Below are 17,935 nucleotides of genomic sequence, written 5' to 3' on the forward strand. Positions count from 1 at the left end.
ATGTGCCCGGATGAAGTCATTGACTTGATAATGCAGCTGTGCTGAACATTAATGCATTATAGAATGCAAAAGTTCTATTGGGGAGCGGTCGAGGAGGATCGCGGGGGAGGAAATAAATGGACAGTTTCTTGAGCGGCCTCAAGGCTGCGGTCGACGCAATGGGGCCAACAGTCCTGTTGCCTATTGTGATATTTATTATCGCTTTGATATTGGGCGCCAAGCCTGGCAGAGCTTTTCGCGCTGCGGTCACCATCGGTGTGGCTTTCATTGGTATCAATCTCGTATTGGGGCTTATGCTCACATCCATTGGCGACGTAGCAAAGGCCATCGTGACCAATACCGGTATTCAGCGGGATATTGTTGATGTGGGCTGGCCATCGGCTGCGGCCATCGCCTTTGGATCGTCGGTGGGACTTTGGGTGATTCCGATTGCAATTGCCGTCAACATCATCCTGCTTTTGACCCGCATGACGCGAACATTGAACGTCGATGTGTGGAATTTCTGGCATTTTGCCTTTATCGGCTCACTTGCTGTCGCGGCCACGAATAGCCTTGTTTATGGGTTGATCGTAGCTGCGCTCATGGTTGCGCTTTGCCTGTTATTTGCTGATTGGTCGGCAAAGGCCGTGCAAAAATTCTATGGCATTCCAGGCATTTCCGTGCCGCATCTCGCATCTGCGCAGATATTGCCAATCGCTATTGTGCTCAACTGGATCATGGATCGCATTCCGGGGATCAACAAGATTGAACTCAATACTGAAACATTCGAAAAGCGTTTTGGCGTCTTCGGTGAGCCGGTCATTCTCGGCCTGATCATTGGTTTGGTGCTCGGTATCATCGCGTACTACAATGCCGGTGATTTTGGCGTCGTTCTCACAAAGGTCTTGCAGACAGGAATGACTTTGGCAGCGGTGATGCTGCTCTTGCCCCGTATGGTCAAAATCCTGATGGAGGGCTTGCTCCCTGTATCAGATGCAGCGCAGGAGTTTGTTCGTAAGCGGACGGGCGATCGCGAATTGCTTGTTGGCCTCGATTCGGCAATTTTGATCGGACATCCGGCGGCAATTTCATCGTCGCTGATTCTTGTGCCGATCGCGATCATCCTTTCCGTTATTTTGCCCGGTAACCGCGTGATTCTGTTTGCCGATCTGGCGGTCATTCCCTTTATCGTTGCGATGACAGCCCCGCTGTTGAAGGGAAATGTCTTCCGCATGGTCATTGTTGGCACGTTCACGCTGGCAGTAGGATTCTATGTTGCCAATGCGCTGGCACCGCTCTTTACAGCAGCGGCACAGTCGTCTGGTTTCCAAATGCCCGCAAACGCTGTTCAGATCACAAGCGTGGTCGATGGGTTCCTTTGGATACCCTATGTCGTCATGGCGCTGATCAACAATCTGGGTGCAATCGGCCTTGCGGTTCTGGCCCTGATTATCGCCGGTGCATTCTGGGCTTACCGCCGCAACACAGCTGCCTGGGAACGGGCCGCTGGAGCGGAAGACGATATCCCGGACACCAACTGAACTGCATTGAGTGGAGTAACCAAATGGCGCAAGCCTTGATGAACTATCTTGACCCCGGGGCAATTATACTCGGGGTCAGGGCCGAAACCGACCGTGAGGTTATCAGCCTTCTGGCCGAGCGACTTCATGCCCTGGGATATGTCAAACCAAGCTTTGCAGATGCGGTGCTGGCCAGGGAATCCCAGTTGCCGACCGGGCTCCCGCTTGGCGGCGTGAACAATGTCGCCGTTCCGCACACAGATCCAGAACATGTTTTGAAGCCTGGTTTGGCATTTGCGACACTGATCCAACCTGTGGCATTCGCCAATATGGAAGATCCGGATGAGAAGCTGCCCGTCAGGCTGGTTTTCCTCATGGCCCTCAATGATAAGGACAAGCAGGTGGAAATGCTGCAGGAAATCGCCGGTGCAATTCAATCGCCCGCAACCATTGAGGCGTTGATTCAATCGAAATCCGTGGAAGACGTCTCACGCTTACTCGGCTAAGTTGCAGGCGTGAATCAGGGGGGCATAAATGACTAAACCAAAGACTGTACTATTTGCTTGCGGCACCGGCATTGCCACGTCGACCGTTGTTGCTCATGCGGTTGAAGACGCATTGAAAAAGCGCGGCATAAGCATCGCAACGCGGCAATGCAAAACCACCGAAGTTGCCAGTCATGTCGCAGATGTCGATCTTGTCGTATCGACAGCGCAATTGCCAAAAGACTTGGGTAAGCCAGCCATTACAACACTGGCGTTCCTCACGGGCATTGGCAAGGACGACGTCCTCGACAAAATTGAAGCCATTCTCAAAGCTTGATTCTAACGCAATCGGAGTAGCCGCCGCCCATTAATCCGGGCGGTGGTTTTGCGAGTATTCGGCAAAATAAAGCCTCACTCTTCGCGCAATCGACGCTTTTGATTATGGAGGCGGTGTTTGTATGCGTATTCTGGCGGCAATTTTGCTTTTTCTAAGCTTGGCGGGCAATTCGAGAGCTGCCGATCTCATTGGCTTCTGGGATCATCCCCAGCATGGCGGCAATAGCTTTAATCGTCTTCCTCCGGACCAAGCCTATTTCGATGCTTTGCGAAAGTATGGGGCGACCTGGGTTCGGCTGTCTTATGACAAGTGGAAACCCGCCCAGCGCGACGTTCTCATTGGAAATGCTGATCATTACGAGGGGATACCACCAGAAGATTTGGCAAATCTGAAACAAACATTATCTCGCGCTCATAAGGCCGGGCTGAAGGTTGTCATTGCGCCACTGTCTTTGCCTTGGATGCGATGGGCGCAGAATAATGATGGAAAGTTTGATGACCGTCTCTGGCAGGACAAAGCGAAGTGGCAGGATGCCGCGCGTTTTTGGCGGGAAATCGCTACGGCGCTGAAAGACGAGCCATCCATAGCGGCCTATAATCTGATCAACGAACCTGCTCCGGAAAAGATGGGCGGTGTGGGTGAGCATGCTCCTGCAAATGTGATGCAAGCTTGGTACGATCAACAAAAGGGTAGTGCTCGCGATTTGCCAGCCTTCTATGAGTTCCTGATAAAAGAAATCAGAAAGGTCGATCCTGCTACGCCTATAATGGTGGATGCGGGTTGGTATGGCGCCGCGGATGCTTTCGGTTACTGGCCGTCTGCACTTGCCGACACGAGGGTGCTCTACAGCTTTCACATGTATGAACCTTATGAAGCAACGAGCGCACCCAATATGAAGCGGGAGAAACCCTATTCTTATCCGGGAACGGTTCCGTTTGGTGGCGAGAAAGTCGAATGGAACGCACAAAAAGTATCGCAATATCTCGCACTGCCGGTAGATTGGGCAAAGGCGCGAGGGGTACCGCTCAATCGGCTGGTTGCTGGAGAGTTTGGCTGTATGCGACGCCTTGCGGGCTGCAAATCCTATTTGGATGATGTTCTCACTGCTTTGGAAGCAAACAAGCTGCACTGGGCATTTTATAGCTTTCGAGAGGATAGCTGGGACGGCATGGATTACGAGCTGGGATCCGGAAAAGTAAACTGGAAATACTGGGATGCCATCGAAGCAAACAAGCCTGATCCATTAAAACGACAGCCAACGGCCGAATTCGAACCCATTCGCAAACGATTGCAACCCTGATGCGTAATAATGATCCCAAGCAGTTGAACAGATGTGATTAGGTTCTAAATAGGGATGATGTATCAATCCCGAACGTTCTGCACATTATAAGTATCCGAGGAAAATGAAATGAAATTAGCTCTGTCAGCATTGGTTCTGGGAGCCATCACCCTCACAGGTTGTGCCAATTCGGGTAGTGTAAGTCCGCTCGTATGGTGCGATAGACCGACTGACATGAACCCAACTGTGTTCACCAATTGCACGCAGCGTGTGGGTGGCGATAGCCCGTATAAGCGTGAGCGGGAAAGCCGACGCTATTACAATAATCGTTACTATAAAACATCCAGTTAGAACGTTCGATTGCGCGGCGTATGAGACGATATTCTGATACGCCGCAGGTTTTTCGACTAAAGTTCAAAAATCATGCACTTGAAGCCGACAAAATAATCCACTATCTAGAACGCAGCGGCCTTGCCGTTTTTCTTTTGATCATAAATATGCTCATATTGAGTATAAATGATCGGTGGCGGTGCCGAGAGGCTTACGCCGGATTGGATGTCCAGGAGGAATATGGATATGACCAACACTATCCGCACCAAAGCTGCAGCAAGCAGTTCCGTGAGCCAGTCCGCAGCGGAACGCTTTGGTATCCTCGAAATGCCGGACCTTACTTACACGCCTGAGGTTGCTGCGGAGACTGAGCATCTTTATGCCCGTGTGGCGCATCACATTCCCCGCATCGAATGGCCGGTCTATGCGCCCTACGTGGCTGCAATCAATCGGCTGAAGAAGCAGCGCAATGCAGTAATCCTTGCCCATAATTACCAAACGCCGGAAATTTTCCATTGCGTAGCGGATATTGTTGGCGACTCGCTGCAACTTGCCAAGGAAGCCACGAAGGTCGACGCTGAAATCATTATCCAATGCGGCGTCCACTTTATGGCCGAGACATCGAAACTGCTCAATCCTTCCAAGACAGTCTTGATCCCCGACATGAAGGCGGGTTGTTCGCTGGCGGAGTCGATCACGGGTGCTGATGTGCGGCTATTGCGAGAAACTTACCCGGGCGTTCCGATTGTTACCTATGTGAACACCTCGGCTGAGGTGAAAGCGGAAAGCGACATTTGCTGCACCTCGGCAAATGCAGTGCAGGTTGTCGAAAGCTTCGGCGTGGACCGCGTTCTTTGCATTCCCGATGAATTCCTGGCGCAAAACGTAGCAGCGCAGACTGATGTAAAGATTCTCACCTGGAAAGGGCATTGCGAAGTGCATGAGCGCTTCACAGCGGACGAACTTCTTGCCTATCGCGCTGCTGATCCGGAAATCCAGATCATAGCTCACCCTGAATGCCCTCCATCAGTTGTTGCGATTGCGGATTATACCGGTTCGACGAAAGGTATGATCGATTACGTCAAGGATAATCGTCCAGCCAAAGTGCTGCTCGTTACGGAATGCTCAATGGCGTCCAACATCGAGTCGGAAGTGCCGGAGGTGAAGTTCATCAAGCCATGCAATCTATGCCCGCACATGAAGCGCATCACCCTGCCCAATATCCTTGAAAGCCTTGTCTATATGCGTGACGAAATTCATGTCGATCCGCTGATAGGCGCGCGTGCGCGGCTTGCTGTCGAACGCATGGTCAATCTGAACAACTGACGCCGGAGGCGACACCCATGTCAACTCAATCCGATCCCGTCATCATCATTGGCGGCGGACTAGCGGGCTTGTTTTGCGCGTTGAAGCTGGCACCCCGGCCAGTCACGATTCTTGCGGCGGCGCCGATTGGGCGGGGGGCATCTTCTGCCTGGGCACAGGCAGGTATCGCCGCTGCCGTATCGGAAGGAGACACCAAGGATAAGCACGTCGCTGATACAGTTGCGGCAGGTGATGGCATCGTTGATGAGGTCATCGCCTCGCTGATGGCCAGCGAAGCCGCCTCGCGCGTTCATGATTTGCTCGGATATGGTGTGCCGTTCGATCGCGATCTGGAAGGGAAGCTTCAGGTTTCCCGCGAGGCCGCTCATTCCGAAAGCCGGATCGTTCGGGTTCGCGGCGACATGGCAGGGCGCGCTATTATGCAGGCTCTGGTCAAGACCGTTGAAAACACGCCTTCGATCCGCGTGATGGAAGGCTATGTCGTGGAAGATCTCATGGTCAGCCACGGTTCAGTTTCAGGGGTCATAGCGCGCACAGAGGCCGGTCGGGGTGCACAGGTTAAGCTGCAATCGCGAACAGTGGTCATTGCCACGGGCGGGATCGGGCACCTTTATGCTGTGACAACCAATCCGTCAGAAGCACGGGGTGAGGGCATTGGTATGGCTGCCCGCGCCGGTGCAATGATGGCCGATATGGAGTTCGTTCAGTTCCACCCGACTGCCTTGGATGTGAACAAAGACCCGGCGCCTTTGGCTACTGAAGCCTTGCGCGGTCACGGCGCCACGCTGATCAATCGTAATGGCGAGCGCTTCATGCTTAAAATTGATCCAGATGCCGAACTTGCGCCGCGCGATGTTGTCGCGCGGGGAATTTACGCCGAAGTCATGAGTGGGCGAGGCGCTTGGCTGGATTGCACCAAGGCCGTTGGTGCTTCGTTTGCTGAGGAGTTTCCCACCGTCTACAAATATTGCCGCGACGCCGGTATCGATCCGGTAACGGAGCCCATACCCGTTGTTCCCGCAGCCCATTACTTCATGGGCGGAATTTTGACCGATGCGGATGGGCAAACATCCATTGATGGTCTGTGGGCCTGTGGCGAGTGCACGTCCACGGGTGCGCATGGTGCCAATAGGCTTGCCTCCAATTCGCTGCTTGAAGCTGTAGTCTTTTCTGCACGCATTGCCGCCAAGATTGGTGCAGTCAATGATGGGAAGTCGCAGGATTGGTCTAAGGGGTCAGTTGATCGCGACGATCTGACTGCCGAAAATGATACGGAAGCGATGACGATCCTGCGCAAGGCAATGAGCGAGAGTTTTGGGGTGGTCCGCGACAGAGATGGCATGCTGGCAGGATTGAGGATCATCGTAGAACTGGAGCGCTCCAATCGGGATGCCGCTTTCCGCAACGTGCTCGCGACGGCCAAGCTCGTCGCCGTAAGCGCCCTCAGACGCCACGAGAGCCGCGGCGGGCATTTCCGTACCGATTTCCCCGAGAAACGTCCTGAATGGCAGCACAGGACGTTTCTGACGCTTGCTGATGCCGAATTGACGGTAAATGAATTGATGGAGTTCGCCTGATGGTCTCGCAGCTCGCCTATCCACCATCGCTGCCACAATTGCTGGTGGACGAGGCCGTGCGTTCTGCCTTGCTCGAAGATTTGGGCAGGGCGGGCGATATCACCACCAATGCTACCTTGCCGGAAGATGCGACTGCGCGAGCAGTTCTATCGAGCCGTGAGGCAGGAACCATCTGCGGCATGAGCTTTGCCCGCACGGCCTTTGCGCTGATTGATCCTTCGCTGAATTTTATAATGCTCACAAAGGACGGTACTCGTGTAAAGCCCGGTGAGGACATTGCGCGGATAGAGGGAAATGCGCGATCCATTCTTTCCGCCGAGCGTGTCGCTTTGAATTTTCTTATGCATCTTAGCGGTATTGCCAGTTATACGGCCAAATTTGCCGATCTCATTGCTCACACGAATGCAAAGGTTTGCGACACGCGAAAAACCATTCCGGGTATGCGTGCCTTTGCTAAATATGCGGTGAAATGTGGCGGCGGATCAAATCATCGTTTTGGTCTCGACGACGCCGTTTTGATAAAGGATAATCATATTGCTGTGGCTGGTAGCGTAGCCAAGGCAATTCTCGCGGCGAGGGCCTATGCGGGACATTTGGTAAAAATTGAGGTGGAGGTAGACGGCATCGATCAATTCGAGGAAGCGCTCAGCGTGAATGCCGATGTGATTCTTCTTGATAATATGCGGCCGGAACTGCTTGAAAAGGCGGTGAAAATCAACGCAGGGCGTGCCAAGCTGGAAGCTTCCGGCAATATTACCTTCGACACGATCAAAGCTGTTGCGGAAACCGGTGTTGATTACATATCGACATCAAAAATCACTATGGCAGCGCCAACGCTGGATATTGGACTGGATATTGTACTGACATGAAAGTCATTGCTACAACCGCGGAGCTTCGGGCTGCGCTGAAGTCTGAACGCCAGCAGGGAAAATCCGTTGGGTTGGTCCCGACAATGGGATATCTGCATGTAGGTCATATGGCGCTGGTTCATGAGGCCAAGCGAGCTTGTGACATTACGGTTGTGTCCATTTTCGTCAATCCCACCCAGTTCGGCCCGAATGAAGATCTCGCTGCCTATCCACGCGACATGAAGGGCGATCTCGCCAAGCTTGAAGCGGAAGGTGTGGATTATGTTTTCACCCCGGAAGTTGCTGAAATTTATCGGCCGGGCGCACACACGATTGTTGATAATCCGCTGCTCTCCCGAATCCTGATCGGGAAAATCCGCCCGGGACATTTCCGTGGCGTAACGACAGTCGTCACGAAGCTGTTCAACATCGTGCAGCCGGATCATGCCTTCTTCGGTGAAAAAGACTATCAGCAGCTGACCATTATACGCCGCATGGTGGCTGATCTGGATATGCCGATTGAAATTACAGGTGTTGCAACGGTGCGTGAACATGACGGACTGGCCTGCTCGTCCCGCAATGCAATGCTGAAACCTGAAGATCGCAAGGCCTCGGTTGTCTTGGCAAAGTCGCTTGCAAAAGCAGAAGAGATGGTGGCGCAGGGCCAGCGCTCAGTGCCGGCAATACGCAATGCCGTTCGCGCGGTACTTGAGACGGAAAAGCGCGGGATCGTTGAATCAGTCGATATTCGCGATGCCGAAACACTGGATCCTGTGTCAGGCAAGTTTAAGCAGCCCGTCGTTGTGCTTTTAACCGTTCGCTTTGGCAAAGTGCGGTTAATCGATCAGCAGGTTATCGGCTGAAATCGGGTTGGGGGGATAATCATGAGCCAGCAAGTCATCACACGCCGCATAACTGCGCCGGAAATCAAGAGCCGTAAGGGTGCGACACCCATCGTTGCCTTGACCTCATATCACGCTACAACTGCTCGCATTGCCGATGAACATGGAGATATCCTTCTCGTCGGCGACAGCCTTGGCATGGTTTTATATGCAATGGATTCGACGCTCGGCGTGACGCTCGACATGATGATCATGCATGGCAAGGCAGTCGTGCGCGGCTCGAAAAAGGCAATGGTTGTTGTCGATATGCCGTTCGGTTCCTATGAGGAAAGCCCTGAAGCTGCTTTTCGTAGCGCATCCCGTGTCATGCAGGAAACCGGGTGTGGTGCGGTGAAGCTTGAGGGTGGCGTGCAAATGGCTGGGACCATCCGTTTCCTCACCCAGCGCGGCATTCCGGTCATGGCGCATATCGGTCTGACACCGCAGTCAATCAACACTCTTGGCGGGTTCAAAACTCAAGGTCGCGATACCGCGCTTTGGCCGCTTATCAAGGCAGACGCACAGGCCGTATCTGAAGCCGGAGCATTTTCGGTCGTTATTGAAGGCGTTGTTGAGCCGCTTGCTGCCGAAATCTCCCGCGAGATTGCAATTCCTACGATTGGAATTGGCGGCTCGCGCGAATGCGATGGCCAAATCCTGGTATTGGAAGACATGCTTGGCTATAACCCGAAGCCACCGCGTTTCGTGAAAGTCTATGGCGCGGTGGGTGATGCAATTGACCAAGCGGTCAAGGCCTATGCGGACGACGTTCGCTCACGCCAGTTCCCGGGCGATGAAAACGTCTATCCGCTGAAATAGCGTGGCTAGCCTTTGGCGCTGCAATCCGATTGTCCATCGGCCCAGCGGCGAACATCCGATGCGATACGATTGCCTAGCGAATTGCTCATCAGCGGACCAAATGCTTCCACTTTGGCAGGATTTCCTTCTGCATGAACCACCAGCAGAGGGCGTCCGCCAGGATTGTTGCCGGGTACAACCAGAATGCGCGGGCGGCCAGAAAACGAGTTAAGCTCGGGAGCAAGACGATAAGGCTTGAAGCTTGAATCGCCGGATTTAAACCAGCAGCTGTTTGCGGCAAGCGCAACGCGTTCCATTGTTGGAAGCGCTGCCTTGCTGGAGGAGAATGCCAAGCCGCCTGGGCCGGGCTTGCTGGTGGACTGGCATCCGGCGAGTGCTGCAAGGGTGACAACTACGGCAACGCCGAATCCCGGTATCTTCATATTCATTCTCCAGTACCCGGTCATGTACCGGCTGCCGCTCACGGGCGGGATATGGGTCTAATTCTCGTGGATTCAGGCAGGCTCAAGTTCTTTCAGGAAAACTTTGAGGCCATCCGACATCTCGTACCAGACCAGTGATAGGTCCGAATCCTGAAGAATCAGTTGCTGATAGGCATCGAACTTTGGAAAATCGCTGAGAAGATCTTCCCGGCCCGATACTTTCCGGAAATTGTTGAAGACAAACCGGGTCGGGGTCAGCCAGGCATCTGCCAATGTCATTTCATTGCCGAGTGCATAAGGACCATCGCTCAAGAACTTCTCAAGTTCGGTTAAACCGATTTCCATCTGTTTGAACAGCTTGGCTATACGGGCATCGTCTTTGGACTTCCGGTGGAACAACTCGAACAATTCCATGACTGGCGCCAGAACTTCGAGTTCCGCGATGCGTGTCGTCATGCGCACGATGGCGCGATCGCGCGAATCGGCAGGTAGCAATGATGGTTCGGGAAAATGCTCTTCCAGATATTCTGCAATGACGGAGGCCTCAACAATTGTAAGCCCCGAACCGGTTATCAAAACCGGAATACGATTAAAGGGCGAGATTGCCCGGAATTCTTCCGGGATTGGAAAACCCGGGGGCGGGGCGACAACCTTGATTGGAGCCTTCTTGTAGTAGGCGATGCAGCGCACGATGGAGGAATAGGGGGATAGCGGCCGCGAATAAAGTTTCATGTCTGGTTCCTCCGTTTGAAACGCTGTTTCAACGCACTCCCCGCTGAAACAGCATTCACCAAACGTATAGGATTCTACTCAGGCGGCAACCCCGAGAATACCAGCAAACAACGCACGGCCATCGGTTCCCCCATGGGCGGCCTCAATCAGATTTTCCGGATGAGGCATCAGGCCCAGAACATTGCCTTGTTTGTTGATAATGCCGGCAATGTTATTGATGGAGCCATTTGGATTGGTGCCTTCGGCATAGCGGAAAACCACCTGGCCTTCACCTTCGACGCGGGCAAGCGTTTCTGCATCGGCAAAATAATTGCCGTCATGATGCGCTACCGGACTGCTGATGATCTGACCATGCGAATAGCCGCGGGTAAATGGCGTATTGGCATTGGTGATTTCGAGCTTCACCTGACGGCAAACGAACTTCAGCGAAGCGTTACGCATCAAGGCTCCCGGCAGAAGGCCTGCTTCCAGGAGAATCTGGAAACCGTTGCAGACGCCCATTACCATGACGCCTTTGTTGGCCTTTTCACGAATAGCCTGCATGACAGGCATGCGCGCTGCAATTGCCCCGCAACGCAGATAATCGCCATAGGAGAAACCGCCTGGGATAACGATCAGATCGACATCTGGCACTTCGGTATCTGTCTGCCAGACCGTCTGAGGCTCAACGCCGGAGATTTTTGTCAGCGCCGCAATCATATCGCGGTCACGATTGAGGCCGGGAAGGAGAACGACTGCTGATTTCATTAAAGAAGCTCCACCGAATAATCTTCGATCACAGTATTGGCCAGCAGCTGTTCGCACATTGCCTTGAGTTTTGTCTCAGCACCCGCCTTGTCGCTGCCATCGAGTTCGACGTCAAATACCTTGCCCTGACGCACGGAACCGATGCCGTCAAAGCCCAGACTGCCCAACGCGCCAACAATTGCCTTGCCCTGTGGATCAAGAACGCCATTTTTCAAGGTTACAGTGACACGTGCCTTCATTACCTGTTTCTCCGTCGAGTGCTATTTAACCAGAACCGGCCCGCTCGGGCGCGTCTGATCGTTTTCATTCATGATGCCCAGACGGCGCGCCACTTCCTGATAGGCTTCGATAAGTCCGCCCATGTCGCGGCGGAACCGATCCTTATCCATCTTTTCGGCGGTCTGGCTGTCCCAGAGCCTTGCGGAATCCGGCGTAAATTCATCGGCGAGAACTATGCGCATCATTTCGCCTTCATATAGCCTGCCACATTCGATTTTGAAATCGACAAGCTGAATTCCCACACCAAGAAACAATCCGCTCAGAAAGTCATTGATGCGAATGGCCAGTGCCATGATGTCATCAATTTCCTGCGGCGCTGCCCAACCGAACGCCGTAATGTGCTCTTCGGAAACCATTGGATCGTCGAGTTCATCATTTTTATAATAGAACTCGATAATCGAGCGCGGCAGGACGGTGCCTTCTTCGATGCCCAGACGCTTGGCGAGCGATCCGGCGGCGATATTGCGCACAACGACCTGCAGCGGAATAATCTCGACTTCCTTGATCAACTGCTCGCGCATGTTAAGGCGGCGGATGAAGTGCGTCGGTATCCCCATACGGTTCAATTGCGTGAAGATATATTCCGAAATGCGGTTGTTGAGGACACCTTTGCCGTCAATCACTTCGCTTTTCTTCGGATGGAGCACTGTTGTATCATCTTTGAAGTGCTGCACCAGAGTGCCTGGTTCTGGTCCTTCATAAAGGATTTTGGCTTTGCCTTCGTAGACACGGCGGCGACGGTTCATTTAAAATCTCTGGTATTGGAGTTATCGGTCGGCCTTGGTCCAAGCCGTCATGTTGGCGCGCTAACTATCGCAAAAGCAAGCATTTCACAATGATGCATTGTAGAGCTCCCCTGTTTTATGGGTTATAAAGCGCTGCTAAGACGCTATAGGCAATGAAGTTGAATTGAGACTTTCGATTTTTTGCGAAGTGTTTATAGGAGACTTGGACACGATCTATATGTGGTTCTGCCTGAAAAACGCCGCAAGACCAGATATATAGGGATTACCCAACCATTTGCGGGAGCAATAAAAGATGAGCATGGAAGATCGCAAAAACGCAGCTGAAAATAAATACGCGCATGATGCCGAAGTAAAATTCCGCGCAGAAGCACGGCGTAACAAGCTGCTTGGCCTTTGGGCTGCGGAAAAGCTGGGCAAGACCGGCGAGGAAGCCGAAGCCTATGCCAAGGAAGTCATCGTTGCAGATTTTCATGAAGCTGGTGACGAAGATGTGTTCCGCAAGATCCGGGCAGATTTTGATGCCGCAGGCGTCGACAAGTCCGATCATCGTATCCGCCGGACGATGGAAGAACTGATGATCGAGGCTATTCGCCAGATCGAAAGCGCTTCGTAAGCCGAGCCGATACTGATTATTTATACAAGCCGCCCTACGGGGCGGTTTTTTATTGCAGCGATAATTGCGACAATCCGCGAAGGATTTTTGTTTTCTTTGACCTTGACCGGCATTGTTCTGCGTTTGCAATATGAATGGTCACAGGGAAGGTAAGAATCATGTCATTAGCGTCGCGTCTCAGAGCCGGAGAAACAATTTATTCCGGCTGGTCCAGCATGACCGATACCCTGGTGATGGAAGCCCTTTGCCGCACAAGGCTTTCCGCTGTCCTGCTCGATATGCAGCATGGCGCACATGACACCGCCAGCGTTGTTGCATTGACCGGCGTGTTGCGCAGTGCCGGAAAGCACACCGCAGTTCGCGTGCCGGTTGGCCGCTTTGACATGGCAAGCAGGGCTTTGGATATAGGCGCTGAAGCTGTTATTGCGCCCATGATCAACACAGTGGCTGATGCAAAGCTTTTTGCCGCAGCGATGAAATATCCGCCATTGGGCGAACGTTCCTGGGGCCAGTTGCGCGGTCGCCCAGGTGGCTATGTCTCGGGCGGTTCTGGCGGATACCTCGAACAGACCAACACGGACACGTTGGCCTTTGCCATGATCGAAACCCGCGCAGCATATGAAGCTTTGGACGATATTCTCGCTGTCGACGGAATCGACGGTATTTTCGTTGGCCCCTCGGATTTTTCAATTGCGTGGAGCAATGGCACGGAAGTCAATGCTGGTTCCGAAGCGATCATTGAGCCTTTGACCGAAATCGCAAGGCGCTCCAAAGCCGCTGGTAAACTTGCCGGAATCTATGCCGGCAATGCAGCATTGGCGAAACGTTTTTCCGCTCTGGGATTTACCTATTTGCCGCTTGCTGTGGACACAACCTATCTAACTGATGGCGTGCAAAGCCTATTGAACGAGATAGAAGTGTAAACCAAGCCATGCGCAAGGCCTTCAGCTATCGCGCAGATCCCTCGGTACCTGACTTTCCTGACGATCACCCCATCCTGATCTTCGATGGAAACTGCGTCCTATGCTCCGGCTTCGTCAATTTCCTTTTGCGTGCCGACAAGAAGCGGCGTTTCCGGTTCCTGTCGGCGCAATCTTCGCTTGGCAGTGCTCTTTTTCGGCACTATGGGCTCGTTTCTCAGGACTATGAGTCAAACATTTTGCTCGAGAAGGGGATGATCCGGATCAAGTCGGATGGATCGCTGCGAGCAATAGAGATCTTGGGATTTCCCTGGTCGATGGCTTGTGCTGCCCAAATTGCCCCGCATTTGTTTCGCGATTGGCTTTACGATTATATTGCCCGAAATCGCCTCAACTGGTTCAGCATTCGCAATAGCTGCTACGCGCCTGACCCATCCCACGCTGATCGATTTTTAGGATGATCAGCAATAGGTCGTTTCATTGATCAAAGCTTGGAGAGGAATTGCGCAAAGACCATCGTTCCTTCCGGCCAAGGCCCATGACCGGACTCCGAATTGAGATGACCGGACTCTCCAGCATCCACAATCACTGATCCCCAAGCCGCCGCCAGATCGTCGGCAACTTCATAGCTGCAATAATGATCATTCCGGCTTGCAACCACCATCGACGGAAATGTGAAGGGCTCGCGAGGGTAGGGGCCGAAGGTCATGAGATGCTTCGGCCGGATTTTCGGATTGGAAACATCTGGAGGCGTAACCAGAAATGCGCCTTTGACCTTATCGCCGACATGAGGAAGAGCATGGATAAATGTAGGCACGCCGAGAGAATGAGCGACCACCACGACGGGGCGTGTTGCCTCATTTATTGCCTTGGCAACTGCTGCAACCCAATCTTCACGAACCGGCTTTGACCATTCGGCCTGCTCGACCCGGCGCGCTGTGGAAAGCTTGCTTTCCCAACGGCTTTGCCAATGATCAGGACCGGAATTTGTGTAGCCGGGAATGATAAGAATATCGGTATCTTTAACTTTCATGTGCCGTATTTAGGAAAGTTGCGCCTATTTCGCAATATCGAACACAACGGGGATCCCTCTCGATCCGGTAAACAATGCTCGTTTCATAGTTCATTATTTGCGAACAGCCTGTTCGCCGCCACGGCTCTTGTGCAGGAGGTGGTGAAAGCCGATTTTCATCACAACGAAACGAACAATGCGAAGTACGATGCAATTTACACGCCGGGAACTGGTTGGTGGAACTTTAGCCCTTGTCGGAACGGTGGCCAGTACGCGCGCGGAGGCAAAAATGACGGACGTATCTTTTGCTGCAACAGCCCCGACTTATGTGTCGAAGATTGGCATAAAAGCCAAGGATGCTGATCTGCTTTCAAGCTATTATCAGGATGTGGTGGGCTTGCGCGAAATCTCACGCAAGGGACAATCGATCATACTGGGTGCCGGCGAAACGCCGCTGCTTGAAATAGAACAGGCCACCGTCCGTGCCGATGATCCGCAAAGCGCCGGACTTTATCACACGGCTTTTCTGCTGCCGGAGCGGGCTGATCTGGCGCGATGGGCGAGGCGCGCGATTGATCAGCGCACACCTATTGTCGGTGCATCGGACCATCTGGTCAGCGAGGCGATCTACCTGACCGATCCTGAAGGTAACGGCATTGAAATCTACGCTGACCGCCCGCATGAAAAATGGACATGGAATGGCTCTGCTGTGACAATGGCAACGGAACCGCTGGATGTCGGCAATCTCCTGACCGAAGCCACAGCCCAGCCTTGGACAGCTGCTCCAGATGGAACCATGGTCGGCCACCTCCACTTGCGGGTCGGCAACGCCAAGGAAGCTGAAGCATGGTGGCATAAGGAGCTTGGTCTTCAAACCGTTGCTGCCTATGGTGCCGGTGCTGTGTTCATGTCCACAGGCGGCTACCATCACCACGTGGCTGCAAATGCCTGGCAGAGCCGGGGAGCCGGACGCCGTGACAAGGATCGATCCGGCTTGGCCTGGGCTGAGTTCAGCTCGGCGGATGCAAAGGAAGAGCGTGAGATCATTGACCCTTGGGGCAATGTTATCCGTATTGTTCCGGCCAAAGCTTAACCCGGCTTATCCGTATCGACACGCTCCCAGTATTCAATCTGGGAGGATCGCACATAGCCTTCGCCCATAAGGCGGACGCCGACACGTTGATTTTCCGGATAGAACAACACCTCATTAGGGTTTTTCTCTCCGATCATCAGGAAACGGCAGGGTGCATCGCTGTGATTGTAAAATGAATGCCCAGCTTTTTGACCGGCGGGAAAGCAGACGTAGTGCCCTGCCTTCATGACATATGTCTTATCGCCAAGCTTCAAAGTCATTTCACCTTCGAGAACGAAGGCATGCTCTTCCTCAAGCATGTGATAGTGGTTGAGGCTCGATTCCATTCCCGGTGAAAGTTCTTCAAGCTGAACCCCGACATGGGTTGAGCCGCCAAATCCTGATAAATACCGATAGGTGCTGCCGAAGCGTGTGCCTTGCGACCACTCTTCAACCGGAACGTCCTCCGAGGAAAATGGCTCGAAAATGCCGTCGGCGTTCATGGATGTAGGCTTGTCATTCATTTGCAGCTCCTATGACCGGTTACCAACCCTGAGGCCCGCTACACTTCGCTCCTCAAGAACGTTATGCCGGAACTGGTAAAGTGCGGCGGGACGCCCCCGTGCTTGTATCTGCTCAGCACCGGTCGGCTCCACCAATTCCGTGGTTTCGACAAGCCGTCGAAAGTTCTGTTTGTGTAAATGACGTCCGGAAATAGCTTCAACGGTCTCTTGCAGTGCCGTCAAGGTGAAGGCGGGCGGCATCAGTTCAAAGACTACTGGACGATATTTCAGCTTCGCACGCAGTCTGGAGATCGCCGTTGCCAAGATGCGGCGGTGATCAAAGCTCATGGCGAGGCCGGGCAGGCAGCGTGCAGGAGTTCTGTCAGCCCGCCCGTCGCGTATCGCTTCCTCGATAAGTCCCGCCTCATATAAAAGCTCATAGCGCTCAAGCACGCGTTCTTCATCCCAAGCTATATTCTCATCACCAAAGGCCATGCGAAAACGGCTTAGCCGAGACGGTAATGCGTTTGCCTCCGCCCATTCCTGCAAGGCAGGGCGAATTTCTTCGTCGATCATGGCGGGCTTGCCGCCGCGCCAGTCTTCCCACGGCAAAAAGGAATACCAGTTTCGCCAGCGTGCGCCTGATTTGCGAAGTTGCTCGCTGCTATTTTCGGAAATGCGGGTAAGTGCAAGATATCCGACAGAAACAACGTGCAATCCGCGATCTTCGACCGTTTTGTGCCTGCCCCGATCGCCGAAAGTATAAAGCTGCTCGACATATCCGAGTTGGAGCGGCGTTTGCTCGGCCACCCATTCGCGCAAGCCGGTTTCAAAAGTGCGATGTTCAAGTGGGTTGAATGGACCGAAGGGCAATTCATCTCTTTCCGGTTGGCCACTGGAAGAGGTCGTCAAGATAAGAGGATCATTATTGGCGACAGCAGCGATTGCTGCACTCAGATTGATTTCAACTGCATTGAGCGCGGTCGTCATGTGTCTGCCGTTAGCGGAAGAATGAAGGGGGTGCCCTCAAAGGCGTCTTCGCCGCGGCCAATGGCCTTTATCGCGTCCACCATGCGTCCTTTGCGATCCAGCAGATCGTCAGCAAGCGCAACCAGCAAAGCATTCGGCGTTGCAGATGGAGCATTGCGGCGGAGTGTTTGCGCCAATTTGGTTTCGTCCAAATCCGGATTGAGTGCGAGTGCAGTAATGTAAGCTCCAGCAGTAGAACGCGAGATTCCGGCATAGCAATGAATGAGCAAGGGAGCTTTTCGATCCCAGCGCCGCACAAACTCAATAAACTGACTGATATGATCGACAGAGGGATGAATCATTCCATCAGATGGCTCTGTGATGTCATTGAAACCAATGAATAAATGGCGTGCTTCCTCAATCTCGACCGGTCGGTTGAATTGCGAGCCGACATTCATGAGAGTGAGCATATCCCTAACACCAAAACGTGACGCTGTTTCAGCGATACGCGAGACGGGTGATACAATGAGATGCGGCAT

The 17,935-nt window shown here is 53.2% G+C and carries 23 protein-coding genes; 14 read left to right on the plus strand and 9 right to left on the minus strand.

The window, feature by feature from the left end:
- Nucleotides 1-116: 116 nt before the first annotated feature.
- From V9K95_RS12190 to panB, 10 genes are all read left to right on the plus strand, one after another.
- Nucleotides 117-1,520 carry a PTS galactitol transporter subunit IIC gene (locus V9K95_RS12190; RefSeq protein ID WP_115051848.1) on the plus strand — a complete coding sequence of 468 codons (1,404 nt, stop codon included), beginning with the start codon at nucleotides 117-119 and terminating at the stop codon, nucleotides 1,518-1,520.
- A gap of 23 nt (nucleotides 1,521-1,543) precedes the next feature.
- On the plus strand, nucleotides 1,544-2,005 hold the full coding sequence (locus V9K95_RS12195) for a PTS sugar transporter subunit IIA (protein WP_115051847.1): 462 nt from the start codon (nucleotides 1,544-1,546) through the stop codon (nucleotides 2,003-2,005).
- A 28-nt stretch (nucleotides 2,006-2,033) separates the two neighbouring features.
- Nucleotides 2,034-2,321, plus strand: a complete 288-nt coding sequence (locus V9K95_RS12200; protein WP_115051846.1) for a PTS sugar transporter subunit IIB — start codon at nucleotides 2,034-2,036, stop codon at nucleotides 2,319-2,321.
- 121 nt (nucleotides 2,322-2,442) lie between these two features.
- Complete coding sequence (locus V9K95_RS12205) at nucleotides 2,443-3,621, plus strand: glycoside hydrolase family 5 protein (RefSeq protein ID WP_336440976.1); 1,179 nt, start codon at nucleotides 2,443-2,445, stop codon at nucleotides 3,619-3,621.
- 108 nt (nucleotides 3,622-3,729) lie between these two features.
- Nucleotides 3,730-3,951 (plus strand): hypothetical protein, encoded by a 222-nt coding sequence (locus V9K95_RS12210; protein WP_162802417.1) that lies wholly within the window; start codon nucleotides 3,730-3,732, stop codon nucleotides 3,949-3,951.
- 225 nt (nucleotides 3,952-4,176) lie between these two features.
- Nucleotides 4,177-5,256 (plus strand): quinolinate synthase NadA, encoded by a 1,080-nt coding sequence (nadA, locus tag V9K95_RS12215; protein ID WP_336440977.1) that lies wholly within the window; start codon nucleotides 4,177-4,179, stop codon nucleotides 5,254-5,256.
- 17 nt (nucleotides 5,257-5,273) lie between these two features.
- The gene (locus V9K95_RS12220; protein ID WP_336440978.1) at nucleotides 5,274-6,833 is read left to right on the plus strand and encodes an L-aspartate oxidase; all 1,560 of its coding nucleotides are present in this window, start codon (nucleotides 5,274-5,276) and stop codon (nucleotides 6,831-6,833) included.
- Nucleotides 6,833-7,702: a carboxylating nicotinate-nucleotide diphosphorylase gene (gene nadC, locus V9K95_RS12225; protein WP_336440979.1), complete on the plus strand. Its 870-nt coding sequence runs from the start codon at nucleotides 6,833-6,835 to the stop codon at nucleotides 7,700-7,702. The genes V9K95_RS12220 and nadC overlap by 1 nt, the downstream gene beginning before the upstream one ends.
- A complete protein-coding gene (gene panC, locus V9K95_RS12230) occupies nucleotides 7,699-8,544 on the plus strand; it encodes a pantoate--beta-alanine ligase (RefSeq protein WP_336440980.1) in 846 nt (281 codons plus the stop codon). The genes nadC and panC overlap by 4 nt, the downstream gene beginning before the upstream one ends.
- A gap of 21 nt (nucleotides 8,545-8,565) precedes the next feature.
- Nucleotides 8,566-9,381 carry a 3-methyl-2-oxobutanoate hydroxymethyltransferase gene (gene panB / locus V9K95_RS12235; RefSeq protein ID WP_336440981.1) on the plus strand — a complete coding sequence of 272 codons (816 nt, stop codon included), beginning with the start codon at nucleotides 8,566-8,568 and terminating at the stop codon, nucleotides 9,379-9,381.
- A gap of 5 nt (nucleotides 9,382-9,386) precedes the next feature.
- On the opposite strand, the gene V9K95_RS12240 is transcribed toward panB, so the two are convergent.
- The 5 genes from V9K95_RS12240 to purC form a co-directional block, all read right to left on the minus strand.
- Nucleotides 9,387-9,803, minus strand: coding sequence for a hypothetical protein (locus V9K95_RS12240; RefSeq protein ID WP_115051840.1), 417 nt, complete (start codon nucleotides 9,801-9,803; stop codon nucleotides 9,387-9,389).
- A gap of 72 nt (nucleotides 9,804-9,875) precedes the next feature.
- Nucleotides 9,876-10,535, minus strand: coding sequence for a glutathione S-transferase family protein (locus tag V9K95_RS12245; protein WP_336440982.1), 660 nt, complete (start codon nucleotides 10,533-10,535; stop codon nucleotides 9,876-9,878).
- 78 nt (nucleotides 10,536-10,613) lie between these two features.
- Complete coding sequence (gene purQ, locus V9K95_RS12250) at nucleotides 10,614-11,282, minus strand: phosphoribosylformylglycinamidine synthase subunit PurQ (RefSeq protein WP_115051838.1); 669 nt, start codon at nucleotides 11,280-11,282, stop codon at nucleotides 10,614-10,616.
- Nucleotides 11,282-11,521 carry a phosphoribosylformylglycinamidine synthase subunit PurS gene (gene purS / locus V9K95_RS12255; RefSeq protein ID WP_115051837.1) on the minus strand — a complete coding sequence of 80 codons (240 nt, stop codon included), beginning with the start codon at nucleotides 11,519-11,521 and terminating at the stop codon, nucleotides 11,282-11,284. Before purS ends, purQ begins: the two co-directional genes overlap by 1 nt.
- Nucleotides 11,522-11,542: 21 nt before the next feature.
- Nucleotides 11,543-12,307 (minus strand): phosphoribosylaminoimidazolesuccinocarboxamide synthase, encoded by a 765-nt coding sequence (gene purC / locus V9K95_RS12260; protein WP_307283868.1) that lies wholly within the window; start codon nucleotides 12,305-12,307, stop codon nucleotides 11,543-11,545.
- A gap of 292 nt (nucleotides 12,308-12,599) precedes the next feature.
- On the opposite strand from purC, the gene V9K95_RS12265 reads away from it, so the two are divergent.
- From V9K95_RS12265 to V9K95_RS12275, 3 genes are all read left to right on the plus strand, one after another.
- On the plus strand, nucleotides 12,600-12,920 hold the full coding sequence (locus tag V9K95_RS12265; protein WP_115051835.1) for a DUF1476 domain-containing protein: 321 nt from the start codon (nucleotides 12,600-12,602) through the stop codon (nucleotides 12,918-12,920).
- A 158-nt stretch (nucleotides 12,921-13,078) separates the two neighbouring features.
- A complete protein-coding gene (locus V9K95_RS12270; protein WP_336440983.1) occupies nucleotides 13,079-13,843 on the plus strand; it encodes an HpcH/HpaI aldolase family protein in 765 nt (254 codons plus the stop codon).
- Nucleotides 13,844-13,851: 8 nt separating this feature from the next.
- The gene (locus V9K95_RS12275) at nucleotides 13,852-14,301 is read left to right on the plus strand and encodes a thiol-disulfide oxidoreductase DCC family protein (RefSeq protein ID WP_336440984.1); all 450 of its coding nucleotides are present in this window, start codon (nucleotides 13,852-13,854) and stop codon (nucleotides 14,299-14,301) included.
- Nucleotides 14,302-14,324: 23 nt separating this feature from the next.
- On the opposite strand, the gene V9K95_RS12280 is transcribed toward V9K95_RS12275, so the two are convergent.
- Nucleotides 14,325-14,873, minus strand: a complete 549-nt coding sequence (locus V9K95_RS12280) for an alpha/beta hydrolase (RefSeq protein WP_115051832.1) — start codon at nucleotides 14,871-14,873, stop codon at nucleotides 14,325-14,327.
- A gap of 187 nt (nucleotides 14,874-15,060) precedes the next feature.
- Between V9K95_RS12280 and V9K95_RS12285 the strand changes: the two genes are divergently transcribed.
- Nucleotides 15,061-15,945: a VOC family protein gene (locus tag V9K95_RS12285; protein WP_442958558.1), complete on the plus strand. Its 885-nt coding sequence runs from the start codon at nucleotides 15,061-15,063 to the stop codon at nucleotides 15,943-15,945.
- On the opposite strand, the gene V9K95_RS12290 is transcribed toward V9K95_RS12285, so the two are convergent.
- Genes V9K95_RS12290 through V9K95_RS12300 form a run of 3 tightly spaced genes read right to left on the minus strand, consistent with a single transcriptional unit; the run spans nucleotide 15,942 to nucleotide 17,935 of the window.
- The gene (locus V9K95_RS12290) at nucleotides 15,942-16,448 is read right to left on the minus strand and encodes a cupin domain-containing protein (protein WP_336440986.1); all 507 of its coding nucleotides are present in this window, start codon (nucleotides 16,446-16,448) and stop codon (nucleotides 15,942-15,944) included. The genes V9K95_RS12285 and V9K95_RS12290 overlap by 4 nt on opposite strands.
- A 9-nt stretch (nucleotides 16,449-16,457) precedes the next feature.
- Entirely contained in the window at nucleotides 16,458-17,417 is a 960-nt protein-coding gene (locus tag V9K95_RS12295; RefSeq protein ID WP_336440987.1) for an NUDIX hydrolase, read from the minus strand.
- The gene (locus V9K95_RS12300; protein WP_336440988.1) at nucleotides 17,414-17,935 is read right to left on the minus strand and encodes a tyrosine phosphatase family protein; all 522 of its coding nucleotides are present in this window, start codon (nucleotides 17,933-17,935) and stop codon (nucleotides 17,414-17,416) included. The genes V9K95_RS12295 and V9K95_RS12300 overlap by 4 nt, the downstream gene beginning before the upstream one ends.

Source organism: Phyllobacterium sp. CCNWLW183 (assembly GCF_037203775.1).
Taxonomy (GTDB): Bacteria; Pseudomonadota; Alphaproteobacteria; order Rhizobiales; family Rhizobiaceae; genus Phyllobacterium; species Phyllobacterium ifriqiyense.

What these genes read in the sequence shown, in the direction of transcription:
- V9K95_RS12190 (WP_115051848.1), top strand. Translation starts at nt 117, where the DNA reads ATGGACAGTTTCTTGAGCGGCCTCAAGGCTGCGGTCGACGCAATGGGG.
- V9K95_RS12195 (WP_115051847.1), top strand. Translation starts at nt 1,544, where the DNA reads ATGGCGCAAGCCTTGATGAACTATCTTGACCCCGGGGCAATTATACTC.
- V9K95_RS12200 (WP_115051846.1), top strand. Translation starts at nt 2,034, where the DNA reads ATGACTAAACCAAAGACTGTACTATTTGCTTGCGGCACCGGCATTGCC.
- V9K95_RS12205 (WP_336440976.1), top strand. Translation starts at nt 2,443, where the DNA reads ATGCGTATTCTGGCGGCAATTTTGCTTTTTCTAAGCTTGGCGGGCAAT.
- V9K95_RS12210 (WP_162802417.1), top strand. Translation starts at nt 3,730, where the DNA reads ATGAAATTAGCTCTGTCAGCATTGGTTCTGGGAGCCATCACCCTCACA.
- nadA (WP_336440977.1), top strand. Translation starts at nt 4,177, where the DNA reads ATGACCAACACTATCCGCACCAAAGCTGCAGCAAGCAGTTCCGTGAGC.
- V9K95_RS12220 (WP_336440978.1), top strand. Translation starts at nt 5,274, where the DNA reads ATGTCAACTCAATCCGATCCCGTCATCATCATTGGCGGCGGACTAGCG.
- nadC (WP_336440979.1), top strand. Translation starts at nt 6,833, where the DNA reads ATGGTCTCGCAGCTCGCCTATCCACCATCGCTGCCACAATTGCTGGTG.
- panC (WP_336440980.1), top strand. Translation starts at nt 7,699, where the DNA reads ATGAAAGTCATTGCTACAACCGCGGAGCTTCGGGCTGCGCTGAAGTCT.
- panB (WP_336440981.1), top strand. Translation starts at nt 8,566, where the DNA reads ATGAGCCAGCAAGTCATCACACGCCGCATAACTGCGCCGGAAATCAAG.
- V9K95_RS12240 (WP_115051840.1), bottom strand. Translation starts at nt 9,803, where the DNA reads ATGAAGATACCGGGATTCGGCGTTGCCGTAGTTGTCACCCTTGCAGCA.
- V9K95_RS12245 (WP_336440982.1), bottom strand. Translation starts at nt 10,535, where the DNA reads ATGAAACTTTATTCGCGGCCGCTATCCCCCTATTCCTCCATCGTGCGC.
- purQ (WP_115051838.1), bottom strand. Translation starts at nt 11,282, where the DNA reads ATGAAATCAGCAGTCGTTCTCCTTCCCGGCCTCAATCGTGACCGCGAT.
- purS (WP_115051837.1), bottom strand. Translation starts at nt 11,521, where the DNA reads ATGAAGGCACGTGTCACTGTAACCTTGAAAAATGGCGTTCTTGATCCA.
- purC (WP_307283868.1), bottom strand. Translation starts at nt 12,307, where the DNA reads ATGAACCGTCGCCGCCGTGTCTACGAAGGCAAAGCCAAAATCCTTTAT.
- V9K95_RS12265 (WP_115051835.1), top strand. Translation starts at nt 12,600, where the DNA reads ATGAGCATGGAAGATCGCAAAAACGCAGCTGAAAATAAATACGCGCAT.
- V9K95_RS12270 (WP_336440983.1), top strand. Translation starts at nt 13,079, where the DNA reads ATGTCATTAGCGTCGCGTCTCAGAGCCGGAGAAACAATTTATTCCGGC.
- V9K95_RS12275 (WP_336440984.1), top strand. Translation starts at nt 13,852, where the DNA reads ATGCGCAAGGCCTTCAGCTATCGCGCAGATCCCTCGGTACCTGACTTT.
- V9K95_RS12280 (WP_115051832.1), bottom strand. Translation starts at nt 14,873, where the DNA reads ATGAAAGTTAAAGATACCGATATTCTTATCATTCCCGGCTACACAAAT.
- V9K95_RS12285 (WP_442958558.1), top strand. Translation starts at nt 15,061, where the DNA reads ATGCAATTTACACGCCGGGAACTGGTTGGTGGAACTTTAGCCCTTGTC.
- V9K95_RS12290 (WP_336440986.1), bottom strand. Translation starts at nt 16,448, where the DNA reads ATGAATGACAAGCCTACATCCATGAACGCCGACGGCATTTTCGAGCCA.
- V9K95_RS12295 (WP_336440987.1), bottom strand. Translation starts at nt 17,417, where the DNA reads ATGACGACCGCGCTCAATGCAGTTGAAATCAATCTGAGTGCAGCAATC.
- V9K95_RS12300 (WP_336440988.1), bottom strand. Translation starts at nt 17,935, where the DNA reads ATGCCGCATCTCATTGTATCACCCGTCTCGCGTATCGCTGAAACAGCG.